The organism is Limnohabitans sp. 63ED37-2 (assembly GCF_001412535.1).
In the GTDB taxonomy this organism is placed as follows: Bacteria; Pseudomonadota; Gammaproteobacteria; order Burkholderiales; family Burkholderiaceae_C; genus Limnohabitans_A.
In genome coordinates this window covers 1,334,502-1,350,344 of sequence record NZ_CP011774.1, presented here as the reverse complement: position 1 = coordinate 1,350,344, position 15,843 = coordinate 1,334,502, and the positions used below count along the sequence as shown (strand labels likewise).

Sequence of the window (15,843 nt, the reverse complement as noted above, 5' to 3'; positions counted from 1 at the left end):
ACCCCCGTGTCTGGACATTTGTTTTGACCCTTCCCTAGAAGAGACGTTCATGAGCCCCGAAGAAATCCTGAGCACTTACGGCCCCCGCGAATCCATGGAATACGACGTGGTCGTGGTCGGTGGCGGCCCCGGCGGCCTGTCCACAGCCATCCGACTGAAGCAACTGGCCGCTGAAAAAGGCCAGGATGTCTCCGTGGTGGTGCTGGAAAAAGGCGGCGAGCCCGGCGCGCACATCCTGTCGGGCGCCATCATGGACCCCAAGGCACTGACCGAACTCTTCCCCAACTGGAAAGAACTTGGCGCACCGCTGAACCAGCCCGTGACCGACGACGCCTGGAGCTTTTTGAGCGAAACCGGCGCCACCCGCACCCCGAGCATCTTCCTGCCCGAGTGCGCGCAAAACCACGGCAACTACATCATCAGCCTCTCTAACTTCACCCGCTGGCTGGGCCAGCAGGCCGAGAATTTGGGCGTGGAAATCTTCCCAGGCTTCACCGCCGCTGAAGTGCTCTACAACGACGACGGCAGCGTCAAAGGTGTGGCCACCGGCAATCTGGGCGTGGGCAAAGACGGCGAACCCACCGAGAACTTCCAGCTGGGCATGGAACTGCACGCCAAGTACACCGTGTTTGCCGAAGGCGCTCGCGGCCATCTGGGCAAGCAGCTGATCGCCAAATACAAACTCGACGAAGGCCGCGATCCACAAACCTACGGCATCGGCATCAAGGAAGTTTGGGAGATTGACCCCTCACGCCACACCCCCGGTTTTGTCATGCACACCGCCGGCTGGCCCATGAACAACGACACCTATGGTGGTGCGTTCATGTACCACATGGAAGACAACAAAATCGCCATCGGCTATGTGGTCGGCCTGGACTACGCCAACCCCTGGCTCAGTCCCTTTGAAGAATTCCAGCGTTGGAAGACCCACAACAACATTAAGTGGTATTTCACCAACGACAAGGGCGAAGTCAACGCCAAGCGCATCGGCTACGGCGCCCGCGCCATCACCGCAGGCGGCCTGATGAGCCTGCCCAAAACCGTGTTCCCAGGCGGTGCATTGGTCGGGTGTGACGCCGGTTATCTGAACGTGAGCCGCATCAAAGGCAGCCACGCCGCCATCAAAACCGGCATGCTGGCTGCTGAAGCAGCTTACGACGCGCTGCAGGCAGGTCGCCAGCACGACGAATTGACCGCCTACCCAGAGGCCTTTGAAGCCAGCTGGCTCTACACAGAGCTCAACAAATCGCGAAACTTCAAGACCTGGTTCAAGAAGGGCCTGACGGTGGCGACTTTGATGAATGGTTTTGAGCAATTCGTGCTTCGTGGTCACATTCCGTGGACCCTGCGCCGAGACAAGGCCGATCACACGTATTTAAAGCCTGCGGCCGAGTGCGAGAAGATCGAGTACCCGAAACCGGACGGCAAGCTGACCTTTGACCGCCTGTCCAGCGTTTTCATCAGCAACACCAACCACGAAGAAAACCAGCCCGCCCACCTGACGCTGAAAGACGCGTCGGTGCCAGTGGGCATCAACCTGGCCAAGTTTGCTGGACCAGAAAGCCGCTACTGCCCAGCTGGGGTGTACGAGTACGTCAAGAACGCCGACAACAGTGACCGACTGCAGATCAACGCGCAAAACTGCGTGCACTGCAAGACTTGCGACATCAAGGACCCGACCCAAAACATCGTCTGGGTCACGCCTGAAGGCGGTGGCGGGCCCAACTACACCGGCATGTAAATCCGACATCTCCATCCAGAGGCCCATGAGGGCCTCTTTTTTTGGCATGCACGCTTGGGGCCGGTGGGTCACCTAGGCATCAGCACCCCCGCGAAAACCCTAAGCACCATTCTCAAAGGTCACACCATAATCAAACTTGTATGACAAGTTGATTCGCAACTTGTTGTCGTCCAACGATTTACGAGGAGCTTTCGAATGAAATTGAGCAAATTGATGCTGGGCCTGAGCCTGGCCATCGGCGTCATGACCACCGCCTCTGCGCAAATCACCATGCGCAACAGCATCTCTGTCGGCCAAAACTCCCACCAGGGCGAAGCCATCGACACCCTGTCTAAAGAAGTCGAGCGTCGCACCAACGGCCGCATCAAGATCCAGAACTTCTACTCCGGCTCTTTGGGCGGCGAGCGCGAATCCATCGAATCTGTGCAACTGGGCACCCAAGAACTGGCCACCACATCGACTGGCCCTGTCCCCAACTTTGTGCCAGAAGCTCGCATTCTGGACGTGCCCTTCTTGTTCCGTGACAAAGCACACGCTCGCGCCGTGCTGGATGGCCCTATTGGCCAAGAGCTGCTGACCAAGTTCGAATCCAAAGGCTTCAAAGCTTTGGCCTGGGGTGAAAACGGCGTGCGCCACATGACCAACAGCAAGCGTCCTGTGAATTTGCCTGATGACCTCAAAGGCCTCAAGATGCGCACCATGGAAAACCCCGTGCACGTTGCTGCCTACAAGAGCTTGGGCATTGTGACCACACCGATGGCATTCCCTGAAGTGTTCACCGCTTTGCAGCAAGGCACTGTGGACGGTCAGGAAAACCCCCTGTCGGTGATCATGGCCGCCAACTTTGACCAGGTGCAAAAGCACCTGACACTCACGGGTCACGTTTACTCGCCTGCGGTGATCTTGATGAACAAAGCCAGCTTTGACAAGCTCAGCGCCGCTGACAAGCAGATCTTCCTGGACTCGGCCAAAGAGGCTGTCAAAGCCAACCGCGCACGCGTGGACAAAGACGATGCCAACGGCGTGGCCGAGTTGCGCAAAAAAGGCATGAACATCATCGAGAACGTCGACAAGACCAAGTTCATTGCCACCATGGCACCGGCCATTGCTGAATTTGAAAAGCAGTTCGGCAAAGCCAACCTGGACCGCATCCGCAACACCAAGTAAATTGAAGTTTGTGGAAACGCCCGACCAGTCCTGGATTGGCGGGCGTTTTTTGATTTTGTTGTGAAGGATTTTTTTATGCGCTCGCTCTATCTGAGCATAGAAAAGTGGACCACCGCTTTTTCCATGCTTGTAGCCTGCTTGATGTTGGCTTTGGCGGCCTGTTTGGGCATGTTGCAAATTTTCACCCGCTTTGTGCTGGAAGTTCCTGTTGAATGGACAGAAGTCATCATCCGCTTCAGCCTGATCTGGATGGTCTTCATGGGCATACCCATGGCTTTCCGTCAGGGTGCGATGGTCAGCGTGGACGTGCTTTACCGCTGGAGCGGCCCGCGCATGAAAAAGGTCCTGGACACCGCCGTGGCTTTGGCCGCGCTCACCTTGGTCTGCATCATCATTTGGTGGGGCTGGGACTATGCCAATCGGGGCAAAGTCCAGACCATGATTGGCCTGGAAGATGTGTCCATGTTTTGGGCCTACATGGCTTTGCCTGTGGGCGCATGTTTCAGCGTGATCAGCATCATCGGCAATTGGCTCGATCCACAGCGCCTTGAATTGGAGACCGCACAATGAGCGTCGTCATGCTTTGCACCATGGTGCTGTGTTTTGCACTCACCATCTCGGTGGCTGTGTCCATTGGTTTGTCGGCGATTGTCGGCATTCAAATTGGCAACGCCAACATGCTCATCTCCGTCAAGGAGATGTTCAATTCGATCAACAAATTCCCGCTGGCCGCCATCCCCTTCTTCATTTTGGCGGGCAACATCATGGAAACCGGTGGCATATCGCGCCGCTTGGTGGAGTTCGCCAAGAGCATTGTGGGCGGCGTGCAAGGTGGCTTGCCCATGACCTGCGTGCTGACCTGCATGATTTTTGCAGCTGTCTCGGGCTCGTCGGTGGCCACCACCTTCGCCATCGGCACCATCTTGATCCCGGCACTCATCAAGCACGGCTACCCCACCACCTACGCTGCTGCTTTGCAAGCCACATCGGCAGAGTTGGGCGTGATCATCCCGCCCTCGATTCCCATGATCTTGTACGGCGTCAGCGCCGAAGTGTCCATTGGTGAATTGTTCATTGCCGGTTTTGGGCCTGGCCTCTTCATTGGCTTTGCGCTCATGTTATGGGTCTGGATCTATTGCAAATACAAAGGTTGGGGCAAGAACGACGGCGAAGGACGTCTGAGCTTTGGCAAAGCCTCTTGGCAAGCCGGTTGGGCGCTCATGATGCCCGTCATCATTTTGGGTGGCATCTACGGCGGTGTGTTCACCCCCACCGAGGCGTCTGCTGTGGCGGTGTTTTACGCCCTGATCGTCGGCACCGTGATTTACGGCGAGATCAAGCTGAAAGACTTGGCCATCATCATGCGCAAATCCGTGCTGTCTAGCGCGGTGATCATGTTCATCATTGCGAACGCGGGCCTGTTCGCCTTCTTGATCACCCGTGCGGGTGTGCCCGAAGCAATTGGCCACTGGTTGCAGGACGTGCTCAAGTCACCCGCCTACTTCTTGCTGGGTGTCAACGCAGCCTTATTCCTCATTGGCATGTTCATCGAGACCAGCGCCGCCATCATCGTGCTGGCTCCCATCTTGGCCCCAGTGGCCATGCACTTCGGCATTGACCCGGTTCACTTTGGCCTGGTCATGGTGGTCAACCTGGCTTTGGGCATGATCACACCGCCTTTTGGTGTGAACCTGTTTGCAGCATGTACGGTGGCGCGAATCTCGCTCGATCGCATCATCAAGGACTTGATCCCCTTTGTGCTGGTGATCCTGGTCTGCTTGATGGTGGTGACCTACGTGCCTGCCCTGTCTTTGACATTGCGGGATTTGGTGTACGCCAAATAACGCTAAAATCCAACTCTGTCAGGAGAGTGCCTGACTTGTCTTTCCTTGTGAAACAAGTCAGGCCGCCGAAGGCGCAGGCGGTTGGATAAACCGCTGAACGCTCAGGCAAAAGGACTGACAAAACGCTTTATAAAGGCGTTACCTCACTGGAGAGAGGTGCCGGACCATCGCGTCACGGCATCCACCGAAGGAGCAACCCGCAGAGTGTTTGGTTTACCCACCGAACGATCCCGGCGAATCTCTCAGGTAAAGCGGACAGCGAGGGCAAGCCACAGCATGTGCTGTGGTTTTTCATTGCCCTTGGAGTTTTTGTGACCGCTGCTGCCGACTTGCTTACCACCCCTTTGAACGCCCTGCACATCGAGCTGGGCGCCCGCATGGTGCCTTTTGCGGGCTACAGCATGCCGGTGCAATACCCCGCTGGCCTGGTCGCCGAGCACCACCACACCCGCAACGCAGCAGGCCTGTTCGATGTTTCGCACATGGGCCAGTTGTGCCTGAGCGGCCCCGATGCCGCTGCCGCCTTCGAGAGCCTGATGCCGGTGGACGTGATCGGTCTGGGCGTGCACAAACAGCGCTACGGCCTGCTGCTCAATGACGAGGGCGGCATCATCGACGACCTGATGTTCGTGAACCGCGATGTGGCCAACGGCGGCGATATTTTTGTGATCGTCAACGGCGCTTGCAAGCATGGTGACCTGGCGCATATCCAGCAGCGCATTGGCGGCCGCTGCACCATCACGACCCAATTTGACCGCGCCTTGCTGGCCCTGCAAGGCCCGCAAGCGGTGACCGCTTTGCAACGCCTTTTGCCCGGTGTCGAAAAACTCGTGTTCATGACCGGCGCAGCTTTTGAGGTGGACGGCGCTGACCTCTACGTGACTCGCAGCGGCTACACCGGCGAAGACGGTTTTGAAATTTCCCTGCCCGCCCACGCCGCCGAGGCCTTTGCCCTCCGCCTGCTGGCCCAGCCCGAAGTCAAACCCATTGGCCTAGGCGCCCGCAACTCCCTGCGCCTCGAAGCCGGGCTGTGCCTGTATGGCAACGACATCGACACCACCACCACCCCGGTCGAAGCGAACTTGAATTGGGCCATGCAAAAGGTGCGCCGCACAGGCGGTGCGCGTGCGGGCGGTTTTCCGGGGGCCAACAAGGTGCTGGCTCAACTCGACGGTACAGCCCCCGCGCAGCGTCTTCGTGTGGGTCTGGTGGGTCTGGAACGTGTGCCGGTACGCGAGCATGTCGAGTTGCACAACGACGCTGGCCAGAAAGTGGGCGAAGTCACCAGCGGCCTGCTCGCCCCCACCGCCAACCAGCCCGTGGCGCTGGCCTATGTGCAGGCAGAATATGCAGCGTCGGGCACACGTCTGAACGCCATGGTGCGCGGCAAACCCGTGCCCATGCAAATCAACTCCCTGCCCTTCGTCCCCAACCGCTATCACCGCGGTTGAAATTAATCGGGGTCATTAATCGGGGTCAGATCCCAATTAAATTCACGCATTCACATAAGCCAAACAATGGGGATCTGACCCCGATTGAATGAACCGAACACACAGAAGGAGCCCCCTCATGATCAAGTACACCGAAGACCACGAATGGTTGCAAATTGATGGCGACACCGCCGTCGTTGGCATCACCCACCATGCGCAAGACGCATTGGGCGATGTGGTGTTTGTCGACCTGCCCGAAGTCGGGAAGACTTTTGCGGCCAAAGAGGTCGCTGGCGTCGTCGAATCGGTCAAAGCCGCCGCCGACGTTTACATGCCCGTGGACGGCGAAGTCACCGAGGTGAACGAAGAACTGCGCGGCGACCCCTCGCTGGCCAACACCGACCCGCTGGGCAAAGGCTGGTTCTTCAAAGTCAAGTTGTCCAACCCAGCGCAAGTCGACGCGCTGCTGGACGAGACGGCCTACAAGCAGTTTTCTGCCTCATAAAAGACCAACGTTTGTCAACTTAGATTGCTGCGCTGCGCTCGCAATGACTCAGTCGAGTACATCGGCTTGAAAGTCATCGCGAGGTACGAAGCGATCTATTCTCAACCCTCCAGGTAATGCCATGCTGATGTCCACCCTCAAGCCCTTGGGCGAACTCGAAAACCCATCCGAATTCATCGCCCGCCACATTGGCATCAGCGCTGCCGACGAACAGCACATGCTCAGCGTGATCGGTGAGGCCTCGCGCCGCGCCCTGATTGAGTCCATCGTGCCGCGCAGCATCGCCCGCGCCCAGGCCATGGACCTGCCCGCCCCGGTGAGCGAAGCTGCAGCACTGGCCGAGCTCAAAAGCATGGCGCAGCAAAACCAGTTACTCAAGAGTTTCATCGGCCAAGGCTATTACGGCACGCACACACCGGGTGTGATCCTGCGCAACATCCTCGAAAACCCCGCTTGGTACACCGCTTACACGCCCTATCAGGCTGAAATTTCACAAGGCCGCATGGAAGCGCTGGTCAACTTCCAGACCATGGTGACCGACCTCACGGCCATGGACATCGCCAACGCCTCCATGCTCGACGAGGCCACGGCCGCTGCCGAGGCCATGACGCTGGCCATGCGCACCGTCAAAAGCAAAAGCAAAGTCTTCGTGGTCTCACGCGCTTGCCATCCGCAAACCATCGAAGTGATCCAGACGCGTGCCCAACCCTTGGGCATTGAGGTGCTGGTGCCGCAGAGCGCCGACGCCTTCACCGCTGCGATGAACGCTGAGCACTTTGCCGCGCTCGTGCAGTACCCCTGCAGCACCGGGCTGGTGGAAGACCTCAGCGGCTATGCCGCGCAAAGCCATGCGCAATCCGCTGCCCTGATCGTGGCCGCTGACCTGCTGGCCCTCACCCTGCTCAAGGCCCCTGGTGAAATGGGAGCCGACATCGTGGTGGGCACCACACAACGCTTGGGCATGCCCATGGGCGCAGGCGGACCCCATGCCGCCTTCATGGCCTGCCGCGATGCCTACAAACGCTCCCTGCCCGGCCGCTTGGTGGGCGTGAGTGTGGACGTGCATGGCAAACCCGCCTACCGCCTGGCACTGCAGACCCGCGAGCAACACATCCGCCGCGAAAAAGCCACCAGCAACATCTGCACCGCGCAGGTGCTCCCTGCCGTGGTTGCCAGCATGTACGCCGTGTACCACGGCCCCGAAGGCTTGAAGCGCATCGCCGGCCGCGTGGCCACTTACACCGCGATCTTTGCGCAAGGACTGCAGACCTTGGGCTTCAAGCTGCGCAAAGAAACCGCCTTTGACACCGTGTGGATCGCCATCGGCGAGTCCTCGGCCCCGATCATCGAACGCGCTCGGCAAGCGGGCATGAACCTGCGCAAGGCTTGCGACAAGAGCGTGTCCATCTCGCTGGACGAAACCACCACACGCGAGGACATCCACGCCCTGTGGCAAGTGTTCGCCGCCGAATCGGCCCCCCCAGGCCAGGCGCTGCCCAACTTCGATGCGTTTGAAAAAGGTGTCGAGCCCCTGATCCCGACCGAGCTGCGCCGCACCAGCGATTTCCTCACGCACCCGGTCTTCAACCGCTACCACTCCGAGACCGGCATGCTGCGCTACATCCGCCAGCTGTCGGACAAAGACCTGGCGCTCGACCGCAGCATGATCCCGTTGGGCAGCTGCACCATGAAACTCAACGCCACCAGCGAGATGATCCCCATCACCTGGCCCGAGTTTGCAGGTGTCCACCCCTTTGCCCCCGCTGAGCAACTCAAGGGCTATGCCCAGCTGGACCAGCAATTGCGCGACTGGCTGTGCCAAGCCACCGGCTACAAAGGCATCAGCCTGCAGCCCAACGCCGGTTCGCAAGGCGAATACGCAGGTCTCTTGGTCATCCAGGCCTACCACCGCGCCCAAGGCCAGGGCCACCGCAACATCTGCCTGATCCCATCCAGCGCCCACGGCACCAACCCCGCCAGCGCCCAGATGGTCGGCATGCAAGTCGTCGTCACCCAATGCGACACCAACGGCAACGTGGACATGGCCGACCTGCAAGCCAAGTGCGAGCAGCACAGCGCCAACCTGGCCACTGTCATGATCACCTACCCCAGCACCCATGGCGTGTTCGAGACCCAGGTCAAGCAGCTCTGCGAGCTGGTGCACCAACACGGCGGCCGTGTATACGTGGACGGTGCCAACATGAACGCCCTGGTGGGCGTGGCCGCACCGGGCGAGTTTGGCGGCGACGTGAGCCACCTGAACCTGCACAAGACCTTCTGCATCCCACACGGCGGTGGCGGGCCCGGTGTCGGCCCGGTGTGCGTGGTCGAAGATCTGGTGCCTTATCTGCCGGGCCACGCCACAGGCGGCGTGCCGGTCAACGGCGTGGGTGCTGTGAGCGCTGCCCCCTTGGGCAATGCCGCTGTGCTGCCCATCAGCTGGATGTACTGCCGCATGATGGGCGCAGAGGGCCTGAAGCACGCGACAGAGTCGGCGATTTTGGCGGCCAACTACATCAGCAAACGCCTCAGCGCCCACTACCCCACGCTGTACGCCAGCGACAGCGGTCATGTGGCACACGAATGCATCCTGGACCTGCGCCACTTCAAAGACAGCTGCGGCGTGATGGCCGAAGACGTGGCCAAGCGATTGATGGACTATGGCTTTCACGCACCCACACTGAGCTTCCCGGTAGCCAACACCCTGATGGTCGAGCCCACTGAGAGCGAAACACTCGAAGAGATTGACCGTTTCATCGACGCGATGATCGCCATCCGCGAAGAGATTCGCCAAGTGGAAAACGGCAGCTGGCCCCAAGACAACAACCCGCTCAAAAACGCACCCCACACCGCCGACAGCCTGCTGGGCAGCGAATGGACCCGCCCCTACAGCCGCGAAGTCGGCGCCGCGCAAGCCCAGCGCGTGTCCGGCAGCGTGAAGTACTGGCCGCAAGTGGGCCGGGTCGACAACGTGCATGGCGACCGCAACCTGTTTTGCAGCTGCATCCCGGTGGGCGATGACGCCTGATCCACACACCAGGAAAGACCACCGCCTCAAAACAAAAAATCCCGCATCGGGAGAGACTGTCAGCAGCAGCTGACAGCGCCGAAGGAGCAACCGCCCCGGAAACTCTCAGGCAAAAGGACCGATGCAGGCTGGCCCCCATCCCCGGATGAGGCGCCACACACTCTGAAGAGCGCCCCCGGTTCGTCACCGGGGTCCACCGCAGGAGCAAGCCGAACAGGGTTCGGTGAATCTCTCAGGTTTCAAACAGAGGGGGTCATGCCACGCACATCCGGTGCGCAGCGTGTCCAACCGTTTGAGACGCATCAACGAGAGAAGCTTCATGAAAAAGCACATGGTCATCATTGGCGGCGGCATCACCGGCGTTACCTCCGCCTACGCCCTGGCCCAGCAAGGCATCCAGGTCACCCTGATCGAAAAAAACCGCTACCCCGGCATGGAAACGTCTTATGCCAACGGCGGCCAGCTCTCGGCCTCCAACGCCGAGGTCTGGACGCACCCCTCGACCATCATCAAGGGCCTGAAGTGGATGTTCAAAAATGACGCGCCCTTGTTGATGAACCCCACCCCCACCTGGCACAAACTCAGCTGGATGGCCGAGTTCATGGCCGCCATGCCCAAGTACCGTGAGAACACCATCGCCACCGCGCAGCTGGCCATCGAATCGCGCGAGCACCACTTTGCCTGGGCCAAGGCCGAGGGCATCGAGTTCGACCACAAGCGCGAAGGCATCCTGCACTTTTACCGCGACAAAAAGGGCTTTGACCATGCAGGTCAAGTCTCCAAGCTGCTGGCCCAGGGTGGCCTGCCCCGCCGCGCGGTGACGCCCGAAGAGATCAAGGCCATCGAGCCCACCCTGCACGGCAACTACTACGGTGGCTATTTCACCGAGAGCGACTCCACAGGTGACATCCACAAGTTCACCTACGGCCTGGCCAAAGCTTGCGAGCGCCTGGGCGTCAATATTCTCAACGAGCACGAAGTCCTGAGCGTGGCCGCCAACGGCCAAAGCGCTTTTGTGCAGGTCAAACATGCCGGCGATACCGACTCGCTGACCTTTGACGGCATCGTGATTTGTGCTGGCGTGCATGGTCGCCGTTTGGCCGCGCAGCTGGGAGACCGCCTGAACATCTACCCCGTCAAGGGCTACTCGATCACCGTGAACCTGCCCGACGGTGCCAGCCAAGCCGCCGCGCCGCAGGTCAGCCTGCTCGACGACGAGACCAAGCTCGTCACCAGCCGCTTGGGTGATGACCGCTTCCGCGTGGCGGGCACGGCCGAGTTCAATGGCATCAACCTGGACATCCGCGCCGACCGCATCCAGCCATTGATTCAGTGGGTCAACCAGTGCTTCCCAGGCATCGACACCCGCAAGGTGGTGCCATGGGCTGGCCTGCGCCCCATGATGCCCAACATGCTGCCGCGCGTGGGTGCGGGCAAAAAAGCCAACGTGTTCTACAACACTGGCCACGGCCACCTGGGCTGGACGCTGAGCGCCATCACAGCGCATCAATTGGCGGGCCATGTGATGGCCGCGATGCAGGACAATGTGCACTCTTTCATGACCCCTGCCGCTGCCTGACCATGACACTTCACGTCCTGCCCGTTGACTACCAAAACCCCACGCACCGCCAAGCCTTGGTGATGCTTTTGGACGCCTATGCCCAAGACCCGATGGGCGGTGGCGAGCCATTGGCTCAGGATGTGAAAGCCCGCCTGTGTGACGACCTGGCCGCACGCACCGATGCGGCCAGTTTCATCGCCTGGCTGGACAAGGCGCCTGTGGGTCTGGTCAATTGCATCGAGGGCTATTCGACCTTCAAAGCGCGGCCCCTGATGAACATCCACGACATCGCCGTGCTCCCTGGCCACCGGGGTACGGGGGTGGGCCAGGCTTTGCTGGCGGCTGCCGAGCAGCACGCCAAAAGTCGCGGCTGCTGCAAGCTCACCTTGGAAGTGCTGACGGGCAACTCGCGGGCCTTAAAAAGTTATTTGGGCTTTGGCTTTGAGCCTTATGCGCTCGACCCCGCAGCGGGCCAGGCCAGCTTCATGCAGAAGTGGCTTTAGCCAACTGCCACTGCTCTTTCAGCCAGCGCTTGAATTCGGCATCGTTTTGAATCCGCCGTAAATCGGCCTGCAGGCTGTCGGCGCTGTGCCGCTGGTCGGCCTGAATGCGTTGCAAGCCTTGCGACATCGACGCCTCATCGGCATCGGCCCGCACCGTCAAGCACAACTCCCGGCTGAGGCGGCTTTGCAATTGGTCTAAATCGTCCTCCAGGGCGGCCACTTGCTCCTTCAGCAAAAAAGCCATGGCCATCAGCTGGGCATCGGCCATGCGGGCGGCACCGCCCGGCTTGACCTGCGTGACCTGCAGTTGCAGGCGCAGCAAAGTGCTCAGGTCGTTTTTTTCATAAGCGGCATTCACTTCGCTCATCAGCGCAGTCTTGCGCAGTCGCTCTTGCTCATCAGGCTCACGGTCCGGGTGCAGGGCACTGGCCAGCTGGCGAAACACGGTGCGGATGGCGCTTTTGGCATCGGCCTCGCGCAGCATGGCGGGTGGCAGCTCGCCTTTGTCGGCTGTTGCGCTTTTCTTTTGGGCTTGTTTTTGCGCTTTTCGGGCGGCACGCTTGGCCGCTTTGCGCTGCTCGTCGGCCTCTTGCTGGCGCTGCCATTGGCGCATGCCCGCTTGCATCATCTCTTCAGGCGTCTGGTACTGATCGGGCTTTTCAATGGGCTGGCCCAGAGCTTCTTCGATGCGCTCGCGCAGTCGCTGCGCCGCCTCGGCCTGCTCCTCGGCCGCTTCTTGGGTGTCCTCTTCGCTCACATACACATCGGCCAGCGCCTGTACTTGCGGGTCGGCCATGGGCGCCAAATGGTCGATCAAGCCTCGCACCATGCCCCGTGCCATGCGTTGCTGCCGGTCAGTGAGGTCTGCGGTTTGCAGGCGTTCATGCACAAAAAGCAGCAGGCTTTTGCGGTGCGTTTGCGCCAGCTGCACCGACTCGCGCAGGGACTGAATGTGCGCATAACGGTGCTTGTGTGACCAGGCTTCAAGTCGCTGAATCTGTCCCGATAGCCGCTCGATCTGGGCCAGCAAATCGTTGAAACGCTGCTGTGCACGGGTCAGCGGGGCCTGCGTGCTGGACTGAACCATCAAGGCAGACAAGGACGTGGCAGCGTCTGGGCGTGTTTCTGGCAAGGGGGTCATCGGATGACATTCAATCGGACAGTCGCTGTCGGTGCTGCTGGATGTTAACGCCCTGAAAGCCAGTTCCTGAAGGTGAGTACCCCCATGAATGCAGGTGGACATGCCTGCGCCCGTTGATAATCCAACCAATTTTGCAAAAACCATTCGCCAGATGCCCAGCCCCGCCCCGTTCAAAGTATTGAGCCTCATCCCGCCGATGACGCAGCTCAACACGCCATACCCGTCCACGGCTTATCTCACGGGTTTTTTGCGTTCGCGGGGTTTTGATGCGGTTCAAGAAGACCTGGCGCTCGCCACGGTGCTGGCCTTGCTGAACAAACAAGGGCTGGCCGACCTGCGCGACGCGGCGCTCGCTTTACCCGTCGAAGAACGCTCGGGCCCGGTGAATTTCTTCCTCGACCACTTCAACGACTACGCCGTCAGCATCGACCCGGTGATCGCGTTTTTGCAGGGCCGCGACAGCACGCTCAGCCACCGCATCGCAGGCCGTGGCTTTTTGCCCGAAGGCCCACGGTTTGCGGCACTCGACGCCTACGAAGACGACGGCACAGGCGACCCGATCGGCTGGGCCTTTGGCGCACTGGGCCAGACCGACCGCGCCCGGCACTTGGCCACGCTGTACCTGAACGACCTGGCCGATGTGCTGCGCGACGCCGTGGACGAAGGCTTTGAATTCGTGCGCTACGCCGAGCGCCTAGCGGCCAGCCAGCCCAGCTTTGATGCGCTGGCCGAGGCTTTGGCTGAATCACCCAACCTGATCGACACCACGTTGGAGCGCTTGGCATTGCAAGCCATAGAGCGCCACCAGCCGACACTGGTGTTGCTGTCGGTGCCCTTTCCCGGTTCGGTCTATGCGGCGTTTCGCATCGCCCAATGCATCAAGCGTGCTCACCCGCACATCCGCATTGGCTTGGGCGGCGGCTTTGTGAACACGGAACTGCGTGACCTCAAAGACGCCCGCGTGTTCGACCATGTGGATTTCGTCACGCTCGACGGCGGCGAGCGCCCACTGCTCAGCCTGATTGAGTACCTGCAAGGCCAGCGCAGCATGCAGCGCCTGCAGCGCACCTTCATCAGGAATGACACAGGCCAGGTGCAGTACATCAACCTGCAAGAGCCCGACATCCCGTTTGAAGAGGTGGGCACGGCCACTTGGGACGGTTTGCCGCTGCACAAATACCTGTCACTGCTGGACATGCTCAACCCCATGAACCGCTTGTGGAGCGACGGGCGCTGGAACAAGCTCACCGTGGCGCACGGTTGCTACTGGAAGAAATGCAGCTTTTGCGACGTGAGCCTGGACTACATCAGCCGCTACGAAACCGCGCAGGCCAGCACGCTGGTGGACCGCATCGAGCAGATCGTGGCCGAGACGGGCCAGACCGGCTTTCACTTTGTGGACGAGGCCGCACCACCCAAAGCACTCAAGGCCCTGGCCGAAGAGCTGCTACGCCGTGGTGTGCAGATCTCGTGGTGGGGCAACATCCGCTTTGAGAAAACCTTCACCCCCGGGCTGTGCGAGCTGCTGGCGCAAAGCGGCTGCATTGCCATGTCGGGCGGGCTCGAAGTCGCGTCGGACCGCTTGCTCAGCCTGATGAAAAAAGGTGTCTCGGTGGAGCAGGTGGCGCAGGTCACCAAAGGCTTTGCCGATGCGGGCGTGCTGGTCCACGCCTACCTGATGTACGGCTTTCCCACACAAACCGTGCAAGACACGGTGGACGCGCTCGAATACGTGCGCCAGCTGTTTGAAAACGGCTGCATCCACAGCGGCTTTTTCCACCGCTTTGTCTGCACCGTGCATTCACCCGTGGGCCGAAACCCCGAGGCCTATGGCGTGACGCTCTTGCCCCTGCCCGAAGGCACGTTTGCCAAAAACGATGTGGGCTTTGTCGACCCCACCCCCATGCCCCCGGGCGTGGACCACGACCTGCTGGGCCAGGGCCTTAAAAAAGCCATCTACAACTTCATGCACGGCGTAGGCGTAGAAAACGATGTGCGCCAGTGGTTTGAGCTGCCCAAGGGGCAGTGCCCCAAAACCACCGTGCCGCGCCACAAGATTGCCAAAGCGCTGGGTTGAAGCCACTGCTTAATTTTCAGGCAACCGCTGCCAAGGCCACAGGCATGCGGGTTTCAGCGCTTGTTCATGGGCTTATCCACAGATTGGCGCACAGTTAGCGGGGGCAAAGCCGAGAAGGCCGCAACACCCCCAAGAACTTCAGCGGCTGGCGGCCATCAAAGCGGCAAAGCCCACAAATACGCCACCCGTGACGCGGTTGAAGTTTTTCATCACATGGCCTTGGTGCAAAAAGCGTGACAACTTGTGACCACTCAGGGCGTAGATCAGGTACCAACTGACCTCGATGACGGTGAAGGTGATCAACAAAACCGCAAACTGCAGGCCCGCAGGCCGATCGGCTTGGATGAACTGCGGGAAAAACGCCGCTGCAAACACAATGGCCTTGGGATTGCTCGCCGCCACCGCCAGCCCCTGACGATAAAAAGAGCCCGCACTGCGTTGGCCCTCTTCGGTCACAGCCGCACTGGTGGGCGCATCACCCGTGGGCACGCCCGCACACCACAAGTTGTAGCCCAAATAGGCCAAGTAAGCCGCCCCCAGATAGCGCAGCGCGTCAAACACAGCAGGAAAGCTGTGCAGCAAAGCCCCGACACCTGCGGCTGAAATGCTGACCATGCCGATCAGAGCAGTCATGCAGCCGGACATGGTCCAGATGGCGGGTCGCAGTCCAAAACGGGCACCGTGGCTCATGACCAAGAGCATGTTGGGCCCCGGCGTGGCCGACACCACAAAAGTCATCAGCACAAAAAGCCACCACGTTTGCAAACCCATTGATTACCTTGAAAAGAACCATCTAAAAAAGCATTCCGATTGTGCCTCGTCAATTCCAAGCGTTTGAGAGCTTGC

The 15,843-nt window shown here is 60.1% G+C and carries 12 protein-coding genes and 4 riboswitches; of the genes, 10 read left to right on the top strand and 2 right to left on the bottom strand.

Annotated elements, in window-relative coordinates:
* The first annotated feature begins 49 nt into the window (after nt 1-49).
* The 9 genes from L63ED372_RS06485 to L63ED372_RS06445 all read left to right on the top strand — a co-directional run bounded on the left by L63ED372_RS06485 (nt 50) and on the right by L63ED372_RS06445 (nt 11,779).
* Nucleotides 50-1,741 carry an electron transfer flavoprotein-ubiquinone oxidoreductase gene (locus tag L63ED372_RS06485; protein ID WP_062404522.1) on the top strand — a complete coding sequence of 564 codons (1,692 nt, stop codon included), beginning with the start codon at nt 50-52 and terminating at the stop codon, nt 1,739-1,741.
* 195 nt (nt 1,742-1,936) lie between these two features.
* A complete protein-coding gene (locus L63ED372_RS06480; RefSeq protein WP_062404519.1) occupies nt 1,937-2,908 on the top strand; it encodes a TRAP transporter substrate-binding protein in 972 nt (323 codons plus the stop codon).
* 75 nt (nt 2,909-2,983) lie between these two features.
* On the top strand, nt 2,984-3,478 hold the full coding sequence (locus L63ED372_RS06475) for a TRAP transporter small permease (protein ID WP_062404517.1): 495 nt from the start codon (nt 2,984-2,986) through the stop codon (nt 3,476-3,478).
* Nucleotides 3,475-4,752 (top strand): TRAP transporter large permease, encoded by a 1,278-nt coding sequence (locus L63ED372_RS06470; protein ID WP_062404514.1) that lies wholly within the window; start codon nt 3,475-3,477, stop codon nt 4,750-4,752. Before L63ED372_RS06475 ends, L63ED372_RS06470 begins: the two co-directional genes overlap by 4 nt.
* Nucleotides 4,753-4,761: 9 nt before the next feature.
* Nucleotides 4,762-4,879, top strand: a riboswitch (glycine riboswitch).
* Nucleotides 4,880-4,888: 9 nt separating this feature from the next.
* Nucleotides 4,889-5,021, top strand: a riboswitch (glycine riboswitch).
* Nucleotides 5,022-5,063: 42 nt separating this feature from the next.
* Nucleotides 5,064-6,203: a glycine cleavage system aminomethyltransferase GcvT gene (gene gcvT, locus L63ED372_RS06465; RefSeq protein WP_062407746.1), complete on the top strand. Its 1,140-nt coding sequence runs from the start codon at nt 5,064-5,066 to the stop codon at nt 6,201-6,203.
* Between the two features lie 118 nt (nt 6,204-6,321).
* Nucleotides 6,322-6,687, top strand: a complete 366-nt coding sequence (gcvH, locus tag L63ED372_RS06460) for a glycine cleavage system protein GcvH (protein WP_197275333.1) — start codon at nt 6,322-6,324, stop codon at nt 6,685-6,687.
* 121 nt (nt 6,688-6,808) lie between these two features.
* Nucleotides 6,809-9,715 (top strand): aminomethyl-transferring glycine dehydrogenase, encoded by a 2,907-nt coding sequence (gene gcvP / locus L63ED372_RS06455; RefSeq protein ID WP_062404508.1) that lies wholly within the window; start codon nt 6,809-6,811, stop codon nt 9,713-9,715.
* 37 nt (nt 9,716-9,752) lie between these two features.
* Nucleotides 9,753-9,846: riboswitch (glycine riboswitch) on the top strand.
* A gap of 21 nt (nt 9,847-9,867) precedes the next feature.
* Nucleotides 9,868-9,972, top strand: a riboswitch (glycine riboswitch).
* A 62-nt stretch (nt 9,973-10,034) separates the two neighbouring features.
* Complete coding sequence (locus L63ED372_RS06450) at nt 10,035-11,294, top strand: D-amino acid dehydrogenase (RefSeq protein WP_062404505.1); 1,260 nt, start codon at nt 10,035-10,037, stop codon at nt 11,292-11,294.
* A gap of 2 nt (nt 11,295-11,296) precedes the next feature.
* On the top strand, nt 11,297-11,779 hold the full coding sequence (locus L63ED372_RS06445) for a GNAT family N-acetyltransferase (RefSeq protein WP_062404502.1): 483 nt from the start codon (nt 11,297-11,299) through the stop codon (nt 11,777-11,779).
* Here the strand turns inward: L63ED372_RS06445 and L63ED372_RS06440 are convergent.
* Nucleotides 11,760-12,920: a J domain-containing protein gene (locus L63ED372_RS06440; RefSeq protein ID WP_062404499.1), complete on the bottom strand. Its 1,161-nt coding sequence runs from the start codon at nt 12,918-12,920 to the stop codon at nt 11,760-11,762. The genes L63ED372_RS06445 and L63ED372_RS06440 overlap by 20 nt on opposite strands.
* 151 nt (nt 12,921-13,071) lie before the next feature.
* On the opposite strand from L63ED372_RS06440, the gene L63ED372_RS06435 reads away from it, so the two are divergent.
* Nucleotides 13,072-14,997 (top strand): B12-binding domain-containing radical SAM protein, encoded by a 1,926-nt coding sequence (locus L63ED372_RS06435; RefSeq protein WP_062404496.1) that lies wholly within the window; start codon nt 13,072-13,074, stop codon nt 14,995-14,997.
* A gap of 138 nt (nt 14,998-15,135) precedes the next feature.
* Here the strand turns inward: L63ED372_RS06435 and L63ED372_RS06430 are convergent, their stop codons facing one another.
* Entirely contained in the window at nt 15,136-15,768 is a 633-nt protein-coding gene (locus L63ED372_RS06430; protein ID WP_062404492.1) for a LysE family translocator, read from the bottom strand.
* Between the last annotated feature and the right edge of the window lie 75 nt (nt 15,769-15,843).